Source organism: Mesorhizobium sp. M7A.F.Ca.US.010.02.1.1, assembly GCF_004023085.1.
GTDB lineage: Bacteria > Pseudomonadota > Alphaproteobacteria > Rhizobiales > Rhizobiaceae > Mesorhizobium.
This window is the reverse complement of record NZ_RZRV01000053.1, coordinates 1-19,499: the sequence shown is the minus strand read 5'-3', so window position 1 is coordinate 19,499 and position 19,499 is coordinate 1. Positions and strand designations below refer to the sequence as shown.

Genomic DNA, 19,499 nt, shown 5'->3' with positions numbered 1-19,499 from the left:
CGTCTTTCTCCCGAGGATCACGCATGCCGGCTGGCGAAACCTTTGACTACGTCATTGTCGGTGCGGGATCGGCCGGCTGCGTGCTGGCGAACCGGCTGAGCGAAGACCCTGCCGTGTCGGTGCTTCTGCTGGAGGCTGGGGATTGGGACCGCGATCCGATGATCCACATCCCGCTCGGCTGGGGCAAGATCCTGACCGAACGCCGCCACGACTGGATGTATTTCTGCGAGCCCGAGGCCAATGTCGGCGGCCGCAAGGTCGAATGCGCGCGCGGCAAGGTCATCGGCGGCTCTTCCTCAACCAACGCCATGGCTTATGTGCGCGGCAATCGCGGCGACTATGATCGCTGGGCGGCAAGCGGCCTGACGGACTGGTCGTTCGACAAGGTGCTGCCCTACTTCAAGAAGCAGGAGCGCTGGGAAGGAGGCGAAAGCCGGTATCGCGGCGGCAGCGGGCCGCTGAACACCCAGTTCTGCCGCTACAAGGACGAACTGATCGATGCGTTCGCGACGGCCAGCCGTGATGCCGGATATCCGCAGACCGACGACTACAACGGCGCCATACAGGAAGGCTTCGGCCGCCTGCAGATGACAATTGCGAACGGCCGCCGCTGCTCGACCGCGACCGCCTATCTGCGGCCGGCTATGCGTCGCGGCAACGTCAAGGTGCTGACCGGCGCGATGGCGACGAAGATCCTGCTGAAGAATGGGCGCGCAACCGGCGTTGCCTACACCAGAGGCGGGGCGAGCCATGAAGTTGTGGCGCGGCGCGAGGTCCTGCTTGCCGGCGGCGTCATCAACACGCCGCAGCTGATGATGCTGTCAGGCATAGGCGACAGCGGCGAGCTCGCGGCGCATGGCATCGAGACGAAAGTCGATCGTGCGCAGGTCGGCAAGAATTTGCAGGACCATGTTTCGGTCATCCTGATGTATCGTCGCAAACAACCGGGACCGTTTCTCAAGATGATGCGGGCCGATCGTATCGGGCTGGATTTCGTCAAGACCTATCTCACCGGAAAGGGCTTTTCGGGAGATGTGCCTGGCGGCGTCGTGGCATTCCTGAAGAGCGACGCAAGCCGGCCGTTGCCGGACGTACAGCTGCTTTTCACCGCCGCACCGCTTGGAGCATGGCCTTACATGTCGCCGTTCAAGGCGCCGTTCGCCGACGGCTTTGCGACCCGTATCGTTGCCGTGCAGCCGGAGAGCCGCGGCAGCGTCAGGCTGGCGTCCAGCGATCCGGTCGCCGCGCCCCTGATCCATCAGAATTTCCTGTCCTCGCAGCGCGACTGGCAGTCGCTTCGCGCCGGCTTTCGTGTTGCGCGCAACCTTGCCAGCCAGCCGTCCATGGCTCCGTTCGTTGGTGCGGAGTTCTTCCCCGGCCCGAAATGCGAGAGCGACGAAGAGATCGACGAGCATATCCGCAAGACCTCGATCACCGTGCATCATCCGGCCGGCACGTGCCGCATGGGCGTCGATGCGGCATCGGTGGTCGATCCGGAATTGCGGGTGCGCGGCATCGCCGGACTTCGTGTCGTGGACGCCTCGGTCATGCCCGACCTCGTCTGCGGCAACATCAATGCGGCGGTCGTCATGATCGCCGAAAAGGCCGCGGATCTGATCCGCAGCCGCGCCCAACAGAGCGTGGCGGCCTGACAGAGGCGGCCGGAATACAACCAAAGTCTTTTGGTTGAGATTGAAAACTGCGTTGGTTGGACCGTCATGTGCCTCCGCCTGGCCGTGACGAGGCGGCTTCATGCCCTGATTTCAAGGCATATTTCGAGCATTCTTGGGCTATTTCTGCCTGTTTCTGGGCATTTGCCTCTCAAAAATGCACCTCAACCAAAAACTTATAAAATTCGCAATTTGGGTATTGTCGCGCAAAACCAATGCGAATACGGTTGAGTTGGTTAGAAGTATTTTCTTCGTGACGAGAGGTGTCCGATATGTCCCTGGCGCAACCAGCTAACGATGTGCTCACCAACAAGAAGGCAGCACTCAAGGGCCTCTATGACGCCCTCTACGCAAAGAACATGTTTCCGTTCTGGGCGACGTCGGAAGGCGTCGATCATGACGAGATCAAGCAGCTGATGGCGACGTCGAAGGCCGTTCCCTTCGTGTGGTCCTATTCGGACATCGAGCCGCTGCTGCAACGCGCCGCCGAACTGGTGACCATGGACGACAGCGAGCGCCGCTCGCTGATCCTGGTCAATCCTGGCCTTGCGCCCAAGCGTGCATCGGTCAGCACCATGTACACCGCCTACCGCCTGAATGATCCCGACGAGATCATGCCGCCGCACAAGCACTCGCCGAGCGCCATCCGCTTCGGCCTGACCGGCAAGGGCAACTTCACCGGCGTCGAGGGCGAAGACGTGGTCTTCGGCCCCGGCGACATGGTGCTGACGCCCAACGACGCCTGGCACAATCATGGCACCGTCGGCGGCGAGCAGGCGGTCAACCTGTCGGTGCTCGACCTGCCGCTGGTCGAAACGCTGCACGCCGTCCATTTCGACCACAAATACACCGAGATGGTCGACGGCAAGGAAGTCGAGAAGAAGGTGCAGACCGCCCGCTATCCCGGTGACTATTCACAGCGCATCTATGGCGAGGGCGGCCTGATGCCGCGTTTCGTCGACCACAAGCGCGGCGGCGGCCTGTCGTCTCCGATGTATGTCTATCGCTGGGAGAAGATGGAAGCGGTCCTAGACGCTCACAAGGATTGGGATGGCGACCCTCATGAAGGCATCGTCATCGACTATGTCGATCCGACGACCGGCGGACCCGTCTTCCACACCATCAATTTCTACGTGCAGATGCTGCGCCCCGGCGAGAAGACCTTGCCGCAGCGCGAGACCGCCAGCCTGCTCTTGGCGCCGTTCCGTGGCAACGGCCATTCGATCATCGACGGCAAGCGTTACGACTGGAACCAATTCGACACCATCGCCATACCCGGGGGTTCCTGGGTCGAGCATGTCAACGGCTCGTCGAGCGAGCCGGTGATCTTCTTCGGCGCCACCGATGCGCCGACGCAGAAGGCGCTGCTCCTCTACAAGCGCTGGGGCCGCAACCAGGCCGGCGATCTGCTCCGTCTCGTCTAGTTCCCATCCTACTGCCCCGCCGCCATTGGCGGCGGGGACATTGAAATGACGTTTCAGCAGCAAGGGCGTATGCATTTGGTTTCGGCGTTCAACACCAAGCAGATCGGCCATGTCGACTGCCCAGGCGGCGGCCAGGTCTGGGTCGACGGCAACATCCTCTATATCGGCCACATGCGGCCGCCGAGCGGTACGACGCTGGTCGACATTTCCGACCCGCGCAATCCGCGCAAGATAGCCACGATCGATGTTCCGCCCGGCTGGCACTCGCACAAGGTGCGCGCCAAGGACGGGCTGATGATCATCAACCACGAGCGCTTTGGCGATGCCGGCCCGGCCGATTTCGGCGGCGGGTTGGCACTCTACGACACAACCAAGCCGGCACAGCCCAAGCTCATCTCGAAATGGATAACCGGCGGCAAGGGCGTCCACCGCTACGACTTCGACGGCCGTTACGTCTACATCTCGCCGACCGCCGACGGTTATGTCGGCAACATCGTGATGATCCTCGACCTGATCGATCCCACAAAGCCGGTCGAGGTCGGACGCTGGTGGATACCCGGCCAGTGGACCGGTGGCGGCGAGGAATACCCCTGGCACGACTATGTCACGCCGCGTTGCCACCATCCTTTGCGCATGGGCGACCGGCTGTATGTCAGCTACTGGCATCACGGCCTGTTCATCCTCGACATTTCGGACATCACCAAGCCGAAGCTGGTCTCGCACGTCAATTCGAGCCCGAGCTTTCCGCATCCCACCCACACCTGCCTGCCGATTCCACAGCCGCTCAAGGGCCGCAACATCATGGTGGTGGCGGACGAGGACGTCGCCAAGCTTCGGCCATCACCGCCGGCCTTCACGTGGATCTACGACATCACCGACGAGACCAACCCGTTGCCGATCTCGACCTTCCAGGTGCCGGGCCTCGACCCGGATGGTTCACCGCAGCCGCAGATGACCGGCTGCCATCAGCCTTCCGAACGGTTCAAGGGCACGATCATTCCGTTTGCATGGTTCGCGCAGGGGCTGCGCCTCGTCGACATCGCCGACCCGTTCGCGCCAAAGGAGGTCGGCCATTTCGTGCCCGACGCGCCCGAGGGGGCGGAGCGTTCCTCGTCCAACGACGTGACCATCGACGACCGCGGCATCGTCTACCTGATCGATCGCATCCGTGGCGTCGACATCATCGAAACCAGTGTTCTCTAGGAGCAGGCATTGAGCGACAGCACGCGAAAATCCGCCAGCCATTACGCCATCGGCAACAAGAACCCGAACCTGCCGTTTCATCCGGCGGTGCGTGCCGGCGACTTCATCTTCGTCTCGGGCCAGGTGCCGAAGGACGACAACAACAACATGATCAGCGGCACGATCGAGGAAGAGACGCTGGCCACGCTGAAGACCATCGCGCGCGTCATCGCGCATGAGGGCGCGACGCTGTCGGATGTCGTGCGGATCACCACCTATCTCGAGGATACGCGCGATTTCGGCCGCTACAACAAGGCGTTCCTCGAAGGGATCGGCGATGCCGTGCTGGCGCGCACGACCGTCGAGGCAAAGGCCGTCATCAACACCAAGATCGAAATGGACGCGATCGTCTACAAGCCGCTCCCAGCGAGCAAGTAGGCATTGGACACAATCGAGGAGACGACATGTACAAGCTGTTAGGCCGCCAGACATCAGGCAACGTCCAGAAGGTGCTCTTCATGCTCGAAGAGCTTGGGGCATCCTACAAGCGCGAGGACTATGGCCGCCAGTTCGAGAACACCCAGACGGCGGAATACAAGGCGCTCAACCCGACCTCCAAGGTGCCGACGCTGGTCGACGGTGACACCGTGATCTGGGAGTCCAACACCATCCTGCGCTATCTCGCGGCATTCGGTGGCGAACAGTTGAATGGCGCCACGCCGGCGGAAAAGACCGAGGTCGAGCGCTGGATGGATTTCCTGCTGGCGGCGGTCAATCCCGGCTACCTGGCGGCCTTCAAGGGCGCCAAGCTCACACCCGAGGAACAGACCGCCGAATACAAGGAACAGGTGAAGGACCTTGTCGCGCAACTCAAGATCGTCGATGGCCACCTGGCCGGCAAGGACTTCCTGGCGCTGGACAAGCTGACCCTTGCCGACATCGCCTGCGCGCCGATCCTGAAGCGCTGCGTCGACTTCAAGATCGACCGGCCGTCGATGCCCGATCTGGAGCGTTGGGTGGCCGCGATCGCCGCCCGGCCGGCCTTCAAGGCGGCAACCACTGCTGCTCCCGCAAAGGCCGCATAATGATCAGGCGCGCCGCTCTCATCGGATTGGGAACGATGGGTCCAGGCATCGCCGCGCGGCTTTCGCGCGGCGGCCTCGATGTCACGGCGTATGATGTTTCACAGGCGTCGGTCGAGCGTGCCCGCGGCATGCTCGATCTCGCCGGCGGCGTGCTCGATCGTCTCGACATCAAGGCGCCCGGGACAGGCGCCGGCAGCGTGCGATTCGTCGAGACGATCGCCGAGGCCGTCGATGGCGCCGAACTGGTGATCGAGAACGTGCCCGAGAATATCGACATCAAGGCGCAGACCTATCGCGACATCGATCCGCTGATCGGCCCGTCCGTCATCGTCGCTTCCGACACGTCGGGCATCCCGATCACCAAGCTGCAGGCGCATATTTCGCATCCCGAGCGGATGGTCGGCATGCACTGGTCGAACCCGCCGCACATCATTCCGATGATCGAAGTGATCGGCGGCGAAAAGACCGCGCCAGAAACCGTGGCTGTTATCCGCGACCTCATTCGCTCGATCGGCCTGCTGCCGGTGGTGGTGAAGAAGGACGTTCCGGGCTTCGTCGAGAACCGCGTGCTCTACGCGCTGCTGCGCGAGGCGGTCGACCTTGTCGAGCGCGGCGTCATCGAACCGGAAGATCTCGACACCTGCGTATCGTGGGGCATTGGCTACAAGATCGCCGTCATCGGCCCGATGGCGCTGCTCGATATGGCGGGGCTGGATATCTACAAATCCGTCTCGTCCTTCCTGAATGCCGATCTCTCCAACCGCGACGATGTCGCGCCGATGGTGCTGGAGAAGACGGCTGCGTTGAAGTTCGGCATCAAGTCGGGCGAGGGCATGTTTGCCTACACGCCCGAGCAGACAAAGGCGCTGCAAGGCGAACGGGCGAGCAAGCTCGTCGCGGTGCGGCGCATCCTGGAAGGCCGGGAGTAGCTAATGTCAAACGGTGCGCAGAGGGCAGGCCGGTTCGAGGAGTTCCACCGGTCGGCTGTTTGTGTGAAGGGCGCCTTCGCCATCAAGACGGCGTGGCTGCGGCCGACGAAAGCGCGCGGGGCGACAAGCCATGCGCATTGAAACCATTCGAGCCGCCGGCGACAGGCCGGCCCATATCCGCCATGACGATCTGATCTCCGCCAAGGGCGTTTCGGTGGTCATTGCCCGGCAGCTGATCCTCAGCAACATCGATCTCTCGGTGCCGAAGGGGTCGTTTGTCTCCCTTATCGGCCCTTCCGGTTGCGGCAAGAGCACCTTGCTCAAGGTGCTGGCCGGGCTGGTGAAGCCGACCCAGGGCAGCGTTGCGATCGCCGGGCTCGCACCGGTCGAGGCGGCGCGCAGGCGCATGATCGGCCTCGTCTTTCAGGACGCCAACCTGCTCCCCTGGAAGAACGCCGTCGACAATGCGTCGCTGCTGCTCGGCATCGCCGACAAGTCGCTGTCGCGCTCGGATTTGCGGGCGCGCGGGCAGGAGATGCTTGAGCTGGTAGGTCTGGGCGATTCCTCTCACAAGCGGCCAAACGAGCTGTCTGGTGGCATGCGGCAGCGGGTCGCCATCGCACGAGCCCTGGCGCTCGATCCGGCGGTCCTGTTGATGGACGAACCGTTCGGCGCGCTCGATGCCATCACCCGCGATTCCATGGGTCAGTCGCTGCTGGAAATCTGGCAGCGGACCGGCAAGACGATCGTGCTCGTCACCCATTCCATCGACGAGGCCATCCATCTGTCGCGCCATGTTCACGTGCTGGGGATCAAGCCGGGGCGGATCACCGAGAGCCTCGACATTGCGCTGCCTTATCCACGCGACCTGTCGGTCACCGAAGATCCGGAGTTCGTCAGGCTGGTGGTCCAGTTGCGAACGATGCTGCGCTCCAGCCATCAGCCGGGAGGCGCGTCTTGAGCGACCAACCCATCACGGACCTTCCCGAGCCGCGGCTCGCCTCCAGCTGGAGTGCGGCGACCGGCAGTTGGCTGCCGGCGGTCATCCTGTTGCTGGTGACAATCGTAGCGTGGGAAGCCGCCGTGCGGATCTTTGCCATATCCGCCTTCATCATTCCCGCTCCGTCCGAGATCGCGAAGTCGCTGGTCGCGCAATGGGGCACGCTGATGCAGGCGACGCTGGTGACGGCGGGCGAGATCCTGTTCGGCTTCCTGGTCTCGGTCGTGGTCGGCATTGCCATTGCGCTGGTCATCGTGCGCTTCGACTGGTTGGGACGCGCGCTGTATCCACTGGTTGTGCTGTTCCAGAACGTGCCGAAAGTCGCTCTCGCGCCGATCTTCATTCTCTGGTTCGGCTATGGGCTGGCGCCCAAGATCGGCCTGATCCTGGTCATCGCCTTCTTCCCGGTGACGCTGTCCATGCTGGCGGGCATGCAATCGGTCGACCGCTCGCTGCTGTCGCTGATGAATTCGGTCGGGGCCAGCCCGACGCAGATCCTGTTCAGGATCCGCGTTCCGCACTCGCTGCCGAACCTGATGGCCGGGACCAAGATCGCCGCCACGTTGAGTGTGATCGGCGCTATCGTCGGTGAGTTCGCCGGGGCGTCGGACGGTCTCGGCTACGTCATCCAGTTCGCTTCGACCCAGCTCGACACGGCGCTGGTCTTCGCAGCGCTGCTGCTCGTTTCCGTGCTTGGCATCGCCTTCTACTACGCCGCCGAAATCCTCGAACGCATCGTGGTGCCGTGGGCGCCGAAATTCAGCCAGTCCTAGGCCCGCTCGATCAACCAACGTCACAAAAGGGAACAAAAAATGCTGAGACGCTCACTTATCAAGGCCGCTACCTTGGCGGCGTTTGTCGCAGCACTCGGTTTCTCCAACGCGGCTCTGGCGGCCGATAAGGTCAACGTCCAGCTCGACTGGGTGGTGCGTGGCAATCATGCCATGTTCTTTGTCGGCAAGGAAAAGGGCTTCTTCGCCAAGAACGACATCGATGTGGCCGAGATCCGCAAGGGATCCGGCTCGCCGGACGCAATGCGGCTGGTGGGCAATGAGAACGCGGATTTCGGCTTCGGCGATCTTCCCACGCTTGCCGTCGCACGGTCGCAGAATGTCCCGGTCGTGGCGCTGGCGGCCGTCAATCAGCACTCGCCGCTGGGGATCATTTCGCTGGCCAAGACGCTGAAGCTCACCAAGCCGTCCGACCTCAAGGGGCTGACCATCGGCATTCATCCGGCCGGCTCCACCTACATCTTCTTCAAGGGCTTCCTGGCCGCCAACGGCCTGACCGAAAAGGACATGACGCTGAACAGCGTCTCGCCTCCCTATGAAAGCTATCTGCTGCTTGGCCGGGTTCAGACGGTCGTCGGCTATATCGATGCCGAGGTTCCCGAACTGGAGGCTAAGGCCGGAGGCCCCGGCTCGCTCAGCATCATGATGGGGGCGGACCATGGGTGGAAAGCCTATGGCTCGGGCCTGTTCACTTCGCAAGCGATGATCAAGGACAAGCCGGATGTCGTGCGCCGCTTCGTCAAGGCATACAGGGAGGCGTTCGACTATGTCGTGGCTCATCCGGAAGAAGCTGCCGAGATCACGGCCAAGGCAGCGCCCGGCTATGCGGACAAGAAGGACGTGCTGCTGGCGCAGATCAACGCCGACATCGCATCGACGTTCAGCAGCGCCGACACCAAGGAACACGGTCTCGGCTGGATGACGAAGACGCAGTGGGAGGAGACCCTCCAGACACTGACGGACCAGGGCGTGCTCAAGGCGGCTCTGTCGGCGGACGACGTTTTCACCGACGCATTCCTGACAAAAGAATAAGAGGTGCGCGGTGTTCGAACGGAAAGCTCGATGAGCGCCTACCGGCAGACCAGGCTGTCCTGCGCCATGGCGCAGGACACATCACGCTCGCCTTTCGCCGCATCGGTGCGGTCGAGCGTGACCTGCACGCGGGTGGCATATGCTCGGCTCGCCAGACCGCACCACAGCCGCTCGACGGGCAGGTTCTCGCGCTTGTCGTTGAGGATCGTGAACGTGCCGGTCTTCACATCGAACCAGAGTTCGACGCGCGTCTTCTTGCCCGGCTCGATCGTTGCGATCCCGGCTGAATACCAGTGGGCGAAGTCGGCGTTGCAGGAGAGGCCTTCGCTGCCCGCATTCGAAATCGTCAACGGAACCATGTCGAGCCCGTCAGTGCCGGTGCGGACGGTGACATGGTGCAACTCAACCGCGTTGGCGAAGGACGACAACGCCAGCATCACCGGAAGGGCATAACGGATCTTCACTTTGCCTGAGCTCCAATGTAATTTTTCCTCGGCAGTCTATCTCGCTTTCGCGCAATAACAATAAGAATATTGATTGGTGAAACAACAGAGAGGGTAACATGTTAAAGCTTCTTAAGAGCAGTGTAAGTGCAGTTATATTGACCGGTGTCTTGATGAGCGGCGCGCTTGCCGGCGAGGTCAAGTCGATCGCCATCCTGACGCCCGAAGAAGGCACGGACTATGGCTGGAACCAGCAAGGCATCGACGCCGCCAAGGCGGCAGGCAAGGCCGCCGGCGTCGAAGTGGTCGTGGCGCAGGGCCTCGGCTATGGCGACGTTCGTCCGACCCTGCGGGAGCTTGCCTCCGACGGCGCCAGCCTGCTGATCGCTCATGCCAGCGGCTACAACACCTCGGCGCCCGAAATCGCCAAGGAACTGAAAGTTCCGGTGGCGATCGTCGACACGCCAGCCGGCTTGGAGAAGGGCCTCGTCGCCGACTACACGCTGAGCGGCCACGAGGGTGCCTATCTGGCCGGCCGTCTCGCCGGCAAGGTGTCGCGTTCCAAGTCGGTCGGCATCGTCGTCTCGGGCGAACCGCCATCGTGGAATTCGCAGTCGGCGGCGTTCGCACAAGGCGTGAAGGCGGAGAACCCTGACGTCAAGATCACCTATGCGGTGATCGGCCCTGCCGCCTACAGCGACGCGGCCGGCGGCAAGCGCGTCACCGAAAGCGTGATCGCATCCGGTGCCGACATCATCTTCGGCCAGGGCAACGGTTCGAGCTTCGGCATGCTGCAGGCGGTCGAGACGACCAAGGCAGCCGATGGCGGCAAGGTCTATTTTATCGACGTCATCGGCGACAAGACACCGATCGACAAGGGCTTCCTGCTGTCGTCGGTGGTGTGGAACATCGAGCCGGTCTATGCGGCGATGATTGCCGACCTGAAGGCCGACACGTTCGGCACCAAACACTATACGATCGGCCTCAAGGACGACTCGGTCAAGCTGCTGAAGACCGCTGCGATCCCGGACAATGTCTGGACGGAAATCCAGGCGCTGCGCGAGGACGTCATTTCCGGCAAGATCAAGGTCGAGCCGGTCTATGACGCGGCCGCCGTAAGGGCACTGATGACCAGCGTCGCCCAGTAAGGCGATCACGGTCAACTGCCGGAGGGGTGATCCGTTCACCCCTCCGGACGATTCCCGTTTTTTTGGTGCTGGGCTTTCATGAGCGGTTTTTCTTCATCGTCCGTTGCCGGGCGCGACATCGTCGCGCTTGAAGGCGTGACCAAACGGTTCCCCGGCATCGTTGCCAATGACAGCGTCGACCTGTCGATCCGCCCGGGCGAAGTGCATGTGCTGCTGGGCGAGAACGGCGCTGGAAAATCGACACTGATCGGCATGTTGTCCGGCCTGCAGCAGCCGGACGAAGGACGCATACTGGTCGACGGCAAACCGACGCCGATCACGTCGCCGCGCCATGCGCTGGCACTCGGCATTGGCACCGTATTCCAACACATGATGCTGGTGCCGACGCTGACGGTGGCGGAGAACCTCCTGCTTGGCGGGCCGTGGTGGCAGCGCCCCAGGACCGAGGAACTGGCGGCGCGCGTCGCCGAGATCACCGGCACGCTCGGCATCACCGTCAAGCTTCAAGCCAAGGTATCGGAGTTGTCGCTCGGTGAGCAGCAGCAGGTCGAGATCCTGCGCGCGATGCTGCGCAACAGCCGGCTGCTCATCCTTGACGAGTCCACCTCCATGCTGACGCCGAAAGGTATCGACGAACTGGGCGCGCTGATGCGCCGCCTTGTCGAGCAGGGCCTGGCGATCGTCTTCATCACCCACAAGCTCAAGGAGGCGGCTGCCTTCGGCGACCGCATCTCGGTGCTGAAGCTTGGCCGCAAGGTCGGAGAGATCCCGCCCGAGCGGTTTCGCACGCTGGGCGAACAGGAGATCGTCTCCGAGATCGTGGAATTGATGTTCGGCAAGCAGAAGGATGATCCGGAAGCCGTCGAGCGTCCGGTCCGCACTGCCCGAGCAGAAGCGGCCCCGCTGCTTCAGGTTACGGATCTGGCGGTAGCACCGACGGACAATGCACCGGGCCTGTCGTCGATCTCCTTCGACATCCGCCCGGGCGAGATCCTGGGCATAGCCGGCATCGACGGCAACGGCCAGAAGCAGCTGGCGGAAGCGCTGGCCGGCCAGCGTACAGCTGCCGGCGGCTCGGTGCGGCTGGAAGGCGCCGCCATCGAGACGCTGAGCGTCGGCGAGCGCCGCCGGCGCGGCCTTCGCTACCTGACCGACGACAGGCTGGGCGAGGGCACTGTCGGAACCTTCCCGGTGTCGATCAACTTCTTCCTCAAGCAGGTCGGCGCGGCCCCGTTCTGGCGCAACGGCGTCGAGCAACGCGCGGAGATCGACAAGCGCGCCGCCCAGCTCGTGCGCGAATATGACGTGCGTACGCCGAGCCTGAAGACGCCTGTCGCGCGGCTGTCCGGCGGCAACATCCAGAAGGTGCTTCTGGCGCGAGAACTGGCTGAGGGCGCCAAGGTGGTGATCTTCAACAAGCCGACCTATGGGCTCGATCTCGCCAACACATTGGCGTCGCGCCAGCGCATCCGCGACACGGCGGCGCGTGGCCTCGCCGTGCTGCTGATCTCCACCGACCTCGAGGAATTGCTTGGCATGTGCGACCGTATCGCCGTCATCGCCGACGGAGCTTTGGTAGGCACCGTCGAGAACGTAGACGACGCCCGCACCAAGGTCGGTCGCCTGATGATCGGACTTGCCGCATGAGCATCGACACCGCCCCCACGGTCAGTGCTACCGCACTCGATGCCACGAGCGGGGCGGCGACGCGCCGCGACATCCTGCATCGGCTGCTGATGACGCTCGGCCCGATCCTCATCGCTCTCGTCATAGCCGGCTGTATCCTGCTTGCCGTCGGCGTCGACCCGCTCGCCTATTATGGCTTCGTGCTGGAGAAGGGACTGTTCTCGCCGCTCGGCATCCAGCAGACGCTGACGCGCATGGCGCCGCTGCTGTTTCTTGCCGCCGGCCTGATCGTCGCCTTTCGCGCGGGCATGTGGAATCTCGGCGGCGACGGCCAGTTCCTGCTTGGCGCGGTGACGGCGGCTGCCAGCGCTCCCGTGTTCGTTCAGATCATGCCAGCCTGGCTGGCGCTGGTCTGCTCGTTCCTCATCGCCATGGTGGTGGCGATGATCTGGTCGCTGGTGCCGGCCCTGCTGCGTGCCTATCAGGGCGTCAACGAGATCATCACCACGCTGATGATGACGTTCCTCGGCACCTCGCTCGCCAATGTGCTGGTCAAGCTGGCGTTTCGCGACCCAAGCACGACTGTGCCGCAGACGCGCACGCTTCCGGTGGAAGACCGGCTTCCGCGCCTGTTCGAAACGACCATCACCAGTGGCCTGCTGCTTGGGCTGGCGGCGATCGTCATCGTGCATCTGGTGATGACGCGCACGGCGTTCGGGCTGAAGCTGAGGATCGTCGGCGCCAATCCACGCGCCGCGGTTCACTCGGGGCTCGGTGTCCCCGGCCTGACCGTCGCCGTCTTCGCCATTTCGGCCGGGCTGGCCGGCCTTGCCGGCGCCGTCGACATCATCGGTGTCCAGGGCAATGTCCGCGCCGACTGGAATCCCGCCTATGGGCTTGCCGTGATACCCGCCGTGTTTCTCGCCCGCATGAACGGCTTTGCTGCGATAGGCTTCGTGTTCCTGCTTTCGGTGCTTTCGATCGGCGGTGAGAGCGCGGCGCGCCGGCTTGGCGTTCCCAATCATTTCACGCTGGTGCTGGTTTCCATCGTGCTGATCGTGCTCGCGCTCGCCGAATATTTCGATCACCGATACAACCAGTCGCGGAGGGCCTAGGGCATGACCGGGCTGTTCAGCGAAGTCTTTCTCAGCGCGCTCCTGTTCGGCGCCGTCACCGCGGCGATCCCGCTGCTGCTTGCCGGGCTCGGCGAGCAGATCTCCGAGAAGGCGGGGGTGCTCAATATCGGCATCGAAGGCATGATGCTGGCCGGCGCCTATCTCGGCTTTGTCGGCGCTTTCTATTCCGGGTCGCTGTGGCTGGGCTTTCTCACCGGTGCCGTCGGGGGTGCTGCGGTGGCGCTTGTCATGGCGCTGCTTTGCGTGCGCATCGGGCTGAACCAGATCGTCATCGGCATCGCGCTGACCTTGGGGCTCGAGGGCCTGACGGCACTGCTCCACCATTTCCAGTTCTCACGCAGCTACCCGCGCCTGCCCGCGGCGGATGCGACCGTCATTCCGCTGCTTTCGGACATCCCGGTCATCGGGCCTGCATTCTTCAAGCATCATCTGATCGTCTATCTGGCGGTCGCGCTGGTTTTCGGCATGAGCTACCTCTATCGGCGCACGCAACTCGGCCTCAATTTGCAGGCGGCAGGCGACAAGCCGGCCGCGCTCGATGTCGCCGGCATCGATGTCGTGCGGACCCGCACCATCGCCGTGTTGACGACCGGAGCGCTGGCTGGGCTCGGCGGCGCCTATCTCGCCAATGTCGGGGCTGGGCTGTTCATTCCGTTCATCACCAATGGCGCGGGCTTTCTCGGCATCGTGCTGGCCATGCTGGCGCGCGGTCGCCCGATCTGGGTGCTGTTCGGCGCGTTGCTGTTCGGCGTCTGCCTGTCGCTGACGACGGCCATGCAGGTGGCCGGCATCAACATACCGACCGACATCATCCAGATGCTGCCGTTCCTGGCGGTGATGATCATGCTGGTTCTGTTCGGCCGGCGCGCCAGCCTGCCGGCGGCGCTCGGCATTCCATACGAGCGCGGCGCGCGCTGAGCACAATTCATGCGCGGACGGGACCCGCGCCAATAAAGGAGGCAAGAATGTCGGATACCAAGGTCTACCTGCTCGACGGCGGCTCGCTCGTTCTCGACGGCTATCATGTGTTCTGGAATCGCGGCCCTGGCGGTGAAGTGCGCTTCCCCGTCTATTCGATCCTGATCGAGCATGCCGAGGGTCGGTTCCTCATCGACACCGGCTACGACTACGACCACGTGATGAAGGTGCTGCCGTTCGAAAAGCCGATCCAGGAAAAGCACCAGACCATCCCAGGCGCCCTGGCGCTGCTCGGCCTCGAACCGAAGGACATCGACGTCGTCGTCAATTCGCATTTCCACTTCGACCATTGCGGCGGCAACAAGTATTTTCCGCATGCCAAGAAGATCTGTCACCGGACCGAAGTGCCGCAGGCCTGCAATCCCGAGCCCTTCGAACATCTCGGCTATTCCGATCTGAGCTTTTCGGCGGAGGCTGCCGAAGCGCGTGGCGCGACCGGGCAATTGCTGGCGGGCACGACACGGGCGAACTCGACCTTTGAAGGCGTCGATGGCGACGTCGAGCTTGCCAGGGGTGTCCGGCTGATCTCGACGCCCGGTCATTCGATCGGCCATTACAGCCTGCTGGTAGAGTTCCCCAAGCGCAAGCCGATCATGTTCACCATCGACGCGGCCTATACGCAGAAGAGCCTTGAAACGCTGTGCCAGGCGGCCTTCCACATCGATCCGGTGGCGGGCGTCAATTCGATGCGCAAGGTGAAGAAACTCGCCGAGGACCATGGCGCCGAGTTGATGTACTCGCACGACATGGACAACTTCAAGACCTACAGGACCGGCACGCAATTCTACGGCTGACCGCCTGCAATCGGGAGACAAGACGATGCGCTATCTCGAACACGCCGATCCGGTCATCACCCTGACCGCGGGGCCGGTGAACGCCTATGCCGAAGTGCTGCGCGGCCTCGGTCGCACGGTGCTCTACGACTACGACCCGGCGTTCCAGCTCTTCTACGAGGGTGTGGTCGACAAGGCGCAAAAGGCGATGCGGCTGTCGAACAAGCCGGTCATCCTGCATGGCGAGCCGGTGCTTGGCCTGGAGGCCGCCGCGGCCTCGCTGATCACGCCGGACGATGTCGTGCTCAACCTTGCCTCAGGCGTTTACGGTAAGGGGTTCGGCTATTGGGCGAAGCGCTATTCGCCACATCTGCTCGAGATCGAGGTGCCCTATAACGAGGCGATCGATCCGCAGGCGGTCGGGGCAATGCTGAAGGCGCATCCGGAGATCACCGTCGTTTCCGTCTGCCACCATGACACGCCGTCGGGCACCATCAATCCGATCGACGCCATCGGCGCGCTGGTCTCGGCGCATGGCGGCTATCTCATCGTCGATGCCGTCTCGTCATTTGGCGGCATGAAGACACATCCTGAGGATTGCAAGGCCGATATCTATGTCACCGGCCCGAACAAATGCCTGGGCGCGCCTCCCGGCCTCACGATGATGGGCGTCAGCGAGCGGGCCTGGGCCAAGATGAAGGCCAATCCTTTGGCGCCGCGCGCATCGATGCTGAGCATCGTCGACTGGGAGCATGCGTGGTCGCGGGACAAGCCGTTTCCATTCACGCCGTCGGTCTCGGAGATCAACGGGCTCGATGTCGCGCTCGACCTCTACCTCAATGAGGGACCGGAGGCGGTGTGGGCGCGCCATGCACTCACCGCCAAGGCCATGCGCGCCGGCGTTGCCGCGATGGGCCTGTCGATCTGGGCTGCCAGCGACAGCATCGCGTCGCCGACCACGACCGCTGTCCGCACGCCCGAAGGTGTCGACGAGAAGGCGCTTCGCCAAGCCGCGCGCGCCCGCTACGGCGTGGTGTTTTCGTCTGGCCGCGGCGAGACTTTGGGAAAGCTGACGCGCATCGGCCATATGGGACCGACAGCCCAGCCGATCTATGCGATCGCGGCGCTGACGGCACTGGGCGGCGCCATGAACGCGGCCGGCCAGAAACTGGCGATCGGCAGGGGCATCGACGCGGCGCTGGCCGTGATCGACGCCGACGCCTGAACAGACATCACCACGGATTGAGGGAGCACTTTCATGACTGAACGGCTTGCGGGAAAGACGGCCCTGGTTACAGGCGCCGCGCAGGGTATCGGCAAGGCGATCGCCGCGCGGCTGGCCGCCGACGGGGCAACCGTCATCGTCAGCGACATCAATGCCGAAGGCGCCGGGGCGGCGGCCGCGGCGATAGGCGGAAAGGCGAGGGCGATCGCCGCCGACATTTCCGATCCGGCATCCGTCAAGGCACTCTTCGCCGAAATCCAGGCCCTGACCGGGGGCATCGATATTCTCGTCAACAATGCCAGCATCGTGCCGTTCGTCGCCTGGGACGATGTCGATCTCGACCATTGGCGCAAGATCATCGACGTCAATTTGACCGGCACTTTTATCGTCAGCCGTGCCGGTACGGACCAGATGCGTGCGGCGGGGAAGGCCGGACGGGTGATCAGCATCGCATCCAACACCTTCTTTGCCGGCACACCGAACATGGCGGCCTATGTCGCGGCCAAGGGTGGCGTCATCGGTTTCACCAGGGCGCTCGCCACCGAGCTTGGCAAATACAACATCACCGCCAATGCGGTGACGCCCGGCCTGATCGAGAGCGACGGCGTCAAGGCGAGCCCGCACAACGAGGCGTTCGGCTTCGTCGAGATGCTTCAGGCCATGAAAGGCAAAGGGCAGCCGGAACATATCGCCGACGTGGTTTCGTTCCTGGCCTCCGACGATGCGCGCTGGATCACTGGCCAGACGCTCAATGTCGACGCCGGGATGGTGCGCCACTAACCAAAAGCGCATTCCAAAAACGCTATGACCCTTCTGGGCGACCTGCATTTTTTGGGTCGCAACAGCGGGAGCGCGGCCGTGCCCGCAAGGCCGTGCCGCAAATAGCCAATCAAGGAAAAATCACAGTGGACTTCGGATTCGACACGTCGGTTTTCGACGGGCTGACGATTGCAATGCTGGTCGCCGGCCTGGCCATGACCGGAATGGCGTCCGGCGTGCTCGCCGGTCTGCTGGGGGTCGGCGGCGGCATCGTCATCGTCCCGGTGCTGTTCTGGGTGCTTAGCCTGTTCCACTTTTCGCCTGCTGTGATCAGCCATCTGGCGGTCGCGACCTCGCTTGCGGTCATCATCCCCACCTCGATCTCGTCGATGCGGTCACACAACAGGCGCGGGAATGTCGATCGGCCTCTGCTCAATCTTTGGGGACCGGCGATTTTCGCCAGTGCCCTCGTCGGCGGCATCATGTCGAAATTCATCCCGGGCGCCGGCTTGCGGCTGGTCTTCGGCGTCGTCGGCCTGCTGTTGGCCGTCAACATGGCGTTGCCGAAGCACCTCGTGATCTCCGATCAGCTGCCGCAAAGCGGCTGGATCAACCGCGCGATCGCTGCTGTGATCGGCTTTGTCTCTTCGCTCATGGGAATTGGCGGCGGCACACTGTCGGTGCCGACGCTTTCCAACTTCTCCTTTCCGGTGCACCGGGCCGTCGGCACATCGTCGGCGCTTGGCCTGCTTATCGCGGTTCCAGCGGTGGCCGGCTTCATCTGGTCGGGTCTCGCAATTGCAGGCAGGCCTCCGCTCAGCCTGGGTTACGTCAGCCTGCCGGCGGTTGCCATCATAGCGCCGGTGAGCTTTCTGTTTGCACCCTTGGGCGCCAAGCTCGCCCACGCGCTCAACCCGCGCTACCTGAAACTTGCCTTTGCGTTCTTCCTGGCGATCACGGCCGGGCGAATGTTGCTTTCCTGAATCCGGTTCAGCGGCCTACGGCTATTTTTCCCGCATGGCCCGGCGGAAGTTCTGCGTGATCGGCTCGGCGAGGTAGGAAAGCACGGTGCGGGCACCTGTCCGGATCATCGTCTCGCTCGACATGCCGGGCAGCAGCTTGCGGCCCTCCAGCTTGCCGAGTTCGCTTTTGTCGATCACAACCGTCGCGGCGAAATAAGGTGCGCCGCTGCGTTCCTCAACCATGCGGTCAGCCGACACGATCTCCACGACGCCCTCAAGCGGCGGCAGGTTGTAGCGAGCGAAGGCCGGGAAGCTGACGCGCGCGGGCTGTCCGGGTGCGATCGTCTCGACATCCTCCGGCTTGACCATAGCCTCGACCACGAGTTGCTGTCCGAGCGGCACGATCGTCATCAGTGTCTCACCGGGTTTCACGACACCGCCCGCCGTATGGACCTTCAGATCCATGACGATGCCGTCAACCGGTGCGACGACGTTGGTGCGGTCAAGCACGTCCCTGGCGGAGCGCTCCTGCTGTCCGAGGTCGAACAACTCCGCCTCGACCTTGCTCAACTCGTCGACGGCCTCGTTCAGACGCACTGTGTTGAGGTTCAAGATTTGCATGTCGATCTCGGCCATGGCGCTTCCGGCACGGGCGATTGCGGCAATGTTGGTAGCGCGCTCCCCCTCGATCTCCCGCTGTTGGCGTCTGAGCAACAGGTTCCGTTCGCGGGTGGTCAGCCCTTTCTTGAGCAGCCCCTCAAGGTCTTTGCTTTCATCCTCGATTGCCTCGATCTGTTTGTCTTCGGTGACAATAAGCTGCTCCAGTCCCGTTATCTCTTCCTCGACCTGGTGACGGCGCTGGCCGAGAATTTCCCGCTCGTCCTTCAGATTGTGGTGCTTCGCGGCAAACACGTCACGCTGTGCGGCCACCGCGTCCTTCACGGCGGTGGCGGGGTTTGCGAGCAACGCCGGATTGAATTCGATCTCGGCCTTGCCGTCACGCTCGGCCCTGAGACGCGCGGCCAGCGCCTCACGCGTTGCTATCCGGTTCTGGACCAGGTCAAGTTGCGCCTTTGCCTGCGTGTCGTCGAGCCGGATGAGGATCTTGCCCGCCTTGACGATATCCCCGTTGGCGGCGTTCAACCCCGCGATGATGCCGCCCTCGAGGTGCTGGATGAGCTTGCGGTCGCCGGCGACCTTGATAACGCCCGGCGCCACAGCGGCGCTGTCCAGCGGTGCCAGCGCCGCCCAGCCCCCGGCCACGCCGAAGAACAGGAACATGATCGCGAACCCGGTGAACTTCACGCTGGCCAGACGCAGGGGTACCGGTTCCAGG

General features: G+C 63.3%; 19 protein-coding genes. 17 read left to right on the top strand and 2 right to left on the bottom strand.

Annotation, left to right across the window (positions count from 1 at the left end):
• Window positions 1–23: 23 nt before the first annotated feature.
• The 9 genes from EOA19_RS31355 to EOA19_RS31315 all read left to right on the top strand — a co-directional run bounded on the left by EOA19_RS31355 (window position 24) and on the right by EOA19_RS31315 (window position 9,113).
• Window positions 24–1,652: a choline dehydrogenase gene (locus EOA19_RS31355; RefSeq protein WP_128305807.1), complete on the top strand. Its 1,629-nt coding sequence runs from the start codon at window positions 24–26 to the stop codon at window positions 1,650–1,652.
• A gap of 290 nt (window positions 1,653–1,942) precedes the next feature.
• On the top strand, window positions 1,943–3,094 hold the full coding sequence (locus tag EOA19_RS31350) for a cupin domain-containing protein (protein WP_027039500.1): 1,152 nt from the start codon (window positions 1,943–1,945) through the stop codon (window positions 3,092–3,094).
• Between the two features lie 45 nt (window positions 3,095–3,139).
• A complete protein-coding gene (locus EOA19_RS31345) occupies window positions 3,140–4,297 on the top strand; it encodes a hypothetical protein (RefSeq protein WP_050592656.1) in 1,158 nt (385 codons plus the stop codon).
• Between the two features lie 9 nt (window positions 4,298–4,306).
• The gene (locus EOA19_RS31340) at window positions 4,307–4,714 is read left to right on the top strand and encodes a RidA family protein (protein ID WP_023809936.1); all 408 of its coding nucleotides are present in this window, start codon (window positions 4,307–4,309) and stop codon (window positions 4,712–4,714) included.
• Between the two features lie 26 nt (window positions 4,715–4,740).
• Window positions 4,741–5,361, top strand: coding sequence for a glutathione S-transferase family protein (locus EOA19_RS31335; protein WP_023809935.1), 621 nt, complete (start codon window positions 4,741–4,743; stop codon window positions 5,359–5,361).
• Window positions 5,361–6,290, top strand: a complete 930-nt coding sequence (gene fhmpcd1 / locus EOA19_RS31330; RefSeq protein WP_128305806.1) for a 5-formyl-3-hydroxy-2-methylpyridine 4-carboxylate 5-dehydrogenase — start codon at window positions 5,361–5,363, stop codon at window positions 6,288–6,290. Before EOA19_RS31335 ends, fhmpcd1 begins: the two co-directional genes overlap by 1 nt.
• 130 nt (window positions 6,291–6,420) lie before the next feature.
• Window positions 6,421–7,251 carry an ABC transporter ATP-binding protein gene (locus EOA19_RS31325; RefSeq protein ID WP_128305805.1) on the top strand — a complete coding sequence of 277 codons (831 nt, stop codon included), beginning with the start codon at window positions 6,421–6,423 and terminating at the stop codon, window positions 7,249–7,251.
• Window positions 7,248–8,063, top strand: a complete 816-nt coding sequence (locus EOA19_RS31320; RefSeq protein ID WP_023809932.1) for an ABC transporter permease — start codon at window positions 7,248–7,250, stop codon at window positions 8,061–8,063. Before EOA19_RS31325 ends, EOA19_RS31320 begins: the two co-directional genes overlap by 4 nt.
• 39 nt (window positions 8,064–8,102) lie before the next feature.
• Entirely contained in the window at window positions 8,103–9,113 is a 1,011-nt protein-coding gene (locus EOA19_RS31315) for an ABC transporter substrate-binding protein (RefSeq protein WP_128305804.1), read from the top strand.
• A gap of 38 nt (window positions 9,114–9,151) precedes the next feature.
• Here the strand turns inward: EOA19_RS31315 and EOA19_RS31310 are convergent, their stop codons facing one another.
• Window positions 9,152–9,577: a hypothetical protein gene (locus EOA19_RS31310; protein ID WP_128305803.1), complete on the bottom strand. Its 426-nt coding sequence runs from the start codon at window positions 9,575–9,577 to the stop codon at window positions 9,152–9,154.
• A 152-nt stretch (window positions 9,578–9,729) separates the two neighbouring features.
• Here EOA19_RS31310 and EOA19_RS31305 point away from each other — a divergent pair, with 152 nt between their 5' ends.
• The 8 genes from EOA19_RS31305 to EOA19_RS31270 all read left to right on the top strand — a co-directional run bounded on the left by EOA19_RS31305 (window position 9,730) and on the right by EOA19_RS31270 (window position 18,184).
• Window positions 9,730–10,704, top strand: a complete 975-nt coding sequence (locus EOA19_RS31305) for a BMP family protein (protein WP_245486387.1) — start codon at window positions 9,730–9,732, stop codon at window positions 10,702–10,704.
• Window positions 10,705–10,782: 78 nt separating this feature from the next.
• Window positions 10,783–12,351, top strand: a complete 1,569-nt coding sequence (locus EOA19_RS31300) for an ABC transporter ATP-binding protein (protein WP_128305801.1) — start codon at window positions 10,783–10,785, stop codon at window positions 12,349–12,351.
• Window positions 12,348–13,445: an ABC transporter permease gene (locus EOA19_RS31295; protein WP_013529869.1), complete on the top strand. Its 1,098-nt coding sequence runs from the start codon at window positions 12,348–12,350 to the stop codon at window positions 13,443–13,445. The genes EOA19_RS31300 and EOA19_RS31295 overlap by 4 nt, the downstream gene beginning before the upstream one ends.
• A 3-nt stretch (window positions 13,446–13,448) precedes the next feature.
• On the top strand, window positions 13,449–14,384 hold the full coding sequence (locus EOA19_RS31290; protein ID WP_128305800.1) for an ABC transporter permease: 936 nt from the start codon (window positions 13,449–13,451) through the stop codon (window positions 14,382–14,384).
• 47 nt (window positions 14,385–14,431) lie between these two features.
• Window positions 14,432–15,238 (top strand): 4-pyridoxolactonase, encoded by an 807-nt coding sequence (locus EOA19_RS31285; protein ID WP_127290290.1) that lies wholly within the window; start codon window positions 14,432–14,434, stop codon window positions 15,236–15,238.
• Between the two features lie 25 nt (window positions 15,239–15,263).
• Window positions 15,264–16,442, top strand: coding sequence for an alanine--glyoxylate aminotransferase family protein (locus tag EOA19_RS31280; protein WP_128305799.1), 1,179 nt, complete (start codon window positions 15,264–15,266; stop codon window positions 16,440–16,442).
• Window positions 16,443–16,475: 33 nt separating this feature from the next.
• A complete protein-coding gene (locus tag EOA19_RS31275) occupies window positions 16,476–17,222 on the top strand; it encodes an SDR family NAD(P)-dependent oxidoreductase (RefSeq protein WP_027039485.1) in 747 nt (248 codons plus the stop codon).
• Between the two features lie 125 nt (window positions 17,223–17,347).
• Window positions 17,348–18,184 (top strand): sulfite exporter TauE/SafE family protein, encoded by an 837-nt coding sequence (locus EOA19_RS31270; RefSeq protein ID WP_128305798.1) that lies wholly within the window; start codon window positions 17,348–17,350, stop codon window positions 18,182–18,184.
• Window positions 18,185–18,205: 21 nt separating this feature from the next.
• On the opposite strand, the gene EOA19_RS31265 is transcribed toward EOA19_RS31270, so the two are convergent.
• Window positions 18,206–19,498 (bottom strand): HlyD family type I secretion periplasmic adaptor subunit, encoded by a 1,293-nt coding sequence (locus EOA19_RS31265; RefSeq protein ID WP_206638141.1) that lies wholly within the window; start codon window positions 19,496–19,498, stop codon window positions 18,206–18,208.
• Window position 19,499: the final 1 nt, after the last annotated feature.

Coding starts and splice junctions, on each gene's coding strand:
- EOA19_RS31355 (WP_128305807.1), top strand. CDS start 24: ATGCCGGCTGGCGAAACCTTTGACTACGTCATTGTCGGTGCGGGATCG.
- EOA19_RS31350 (WP_027039500.1), top strand. CDS start 1,943: ATGTCCCTGGCGCAACCAGCTAACGATGTGCTCACCAACAAGAAGGCA.
- EOA19_RS31345 (WP_050592656.1), top strand. CDS start 3,140: ATGACGTTTCAGCAGCAAGGGCGTATGCATTTGGTTTCGGCGTTCAAC.
- EOA19_RS31335 (WP_023809935.1), top strand. CDS start 4,741: ATGTACAAGCTGTTAGGCCGCCAGACATCAGGCAACGTCCAGAAGGTG.
- fhmpcd1 (WP_128305806.1), top strand. CDS start 5,361: ATGATCAGGCGCGCCGCTCTCATCGGATTGGGAACGATGGGTCCAGGC.
- EOA19_RS31325 (WP_128305805.1), top strand. CDS start 6,421: ATGCGCATTGAAACCATTCGAGCCGCCGGCGACAGGCCGGCCCATATC.
- EOA19_RS31315 (WP_128305804.1), top strand. CDS start 8,103: ATGCTGAGACGCTCACTTATCAAGGCCGCTACCTTGGCGGCGTTTGTC.
- EOA19_RS31305 (WP_245486387.1), top strand. CDS start 9,730: ATGAGCGGCGCGCTTGCCGGCGAGGTCAAGTCGATCGCCATCCTGACG.
- EOA19_RS31300 (WP_128305801.1), top strand. CDS start 10,783: ATGAGCGGTTTTTCTTCATCGTCCGTTGCCGGGCGCGACATCGTCGCG.
- EOA19_RS31295 (WP_013529869.1), top strand. CDS start 12,348: ATGAGCATCGACACCGCCCCCACGGTCAGTGCTACCGCACTCGATGCC.
- EOA19_RS31290 (WP_128305800.1), top strand. CDS start 13,449: ATGACCGGGCTGTTCAGCGAAGTCTTTCTCAGCGCGCTCCTGTTCGGC.
- EOA19_RS31285 (WP_127290290.1), top strand. CDS start 14,432: ATGTCGGATACCAAGGTCTACCTGCTCGACGGCGGCTCGCTCGTTCTC.
- EOA19_RS31280 (WP_128305799.1), top strand. CDS start 15,264: ATGCGCTATCTCGAACACGCCGATCCGGTCATCACCCTGACCGCGGGG.
- EOA19_RS31275 (WP_027039485.1), top strand. CDS start 16,476: ATGACTGAACGGCTTGCGGGAAAGACGGCCCTGGTTACAGGCGCCGCG.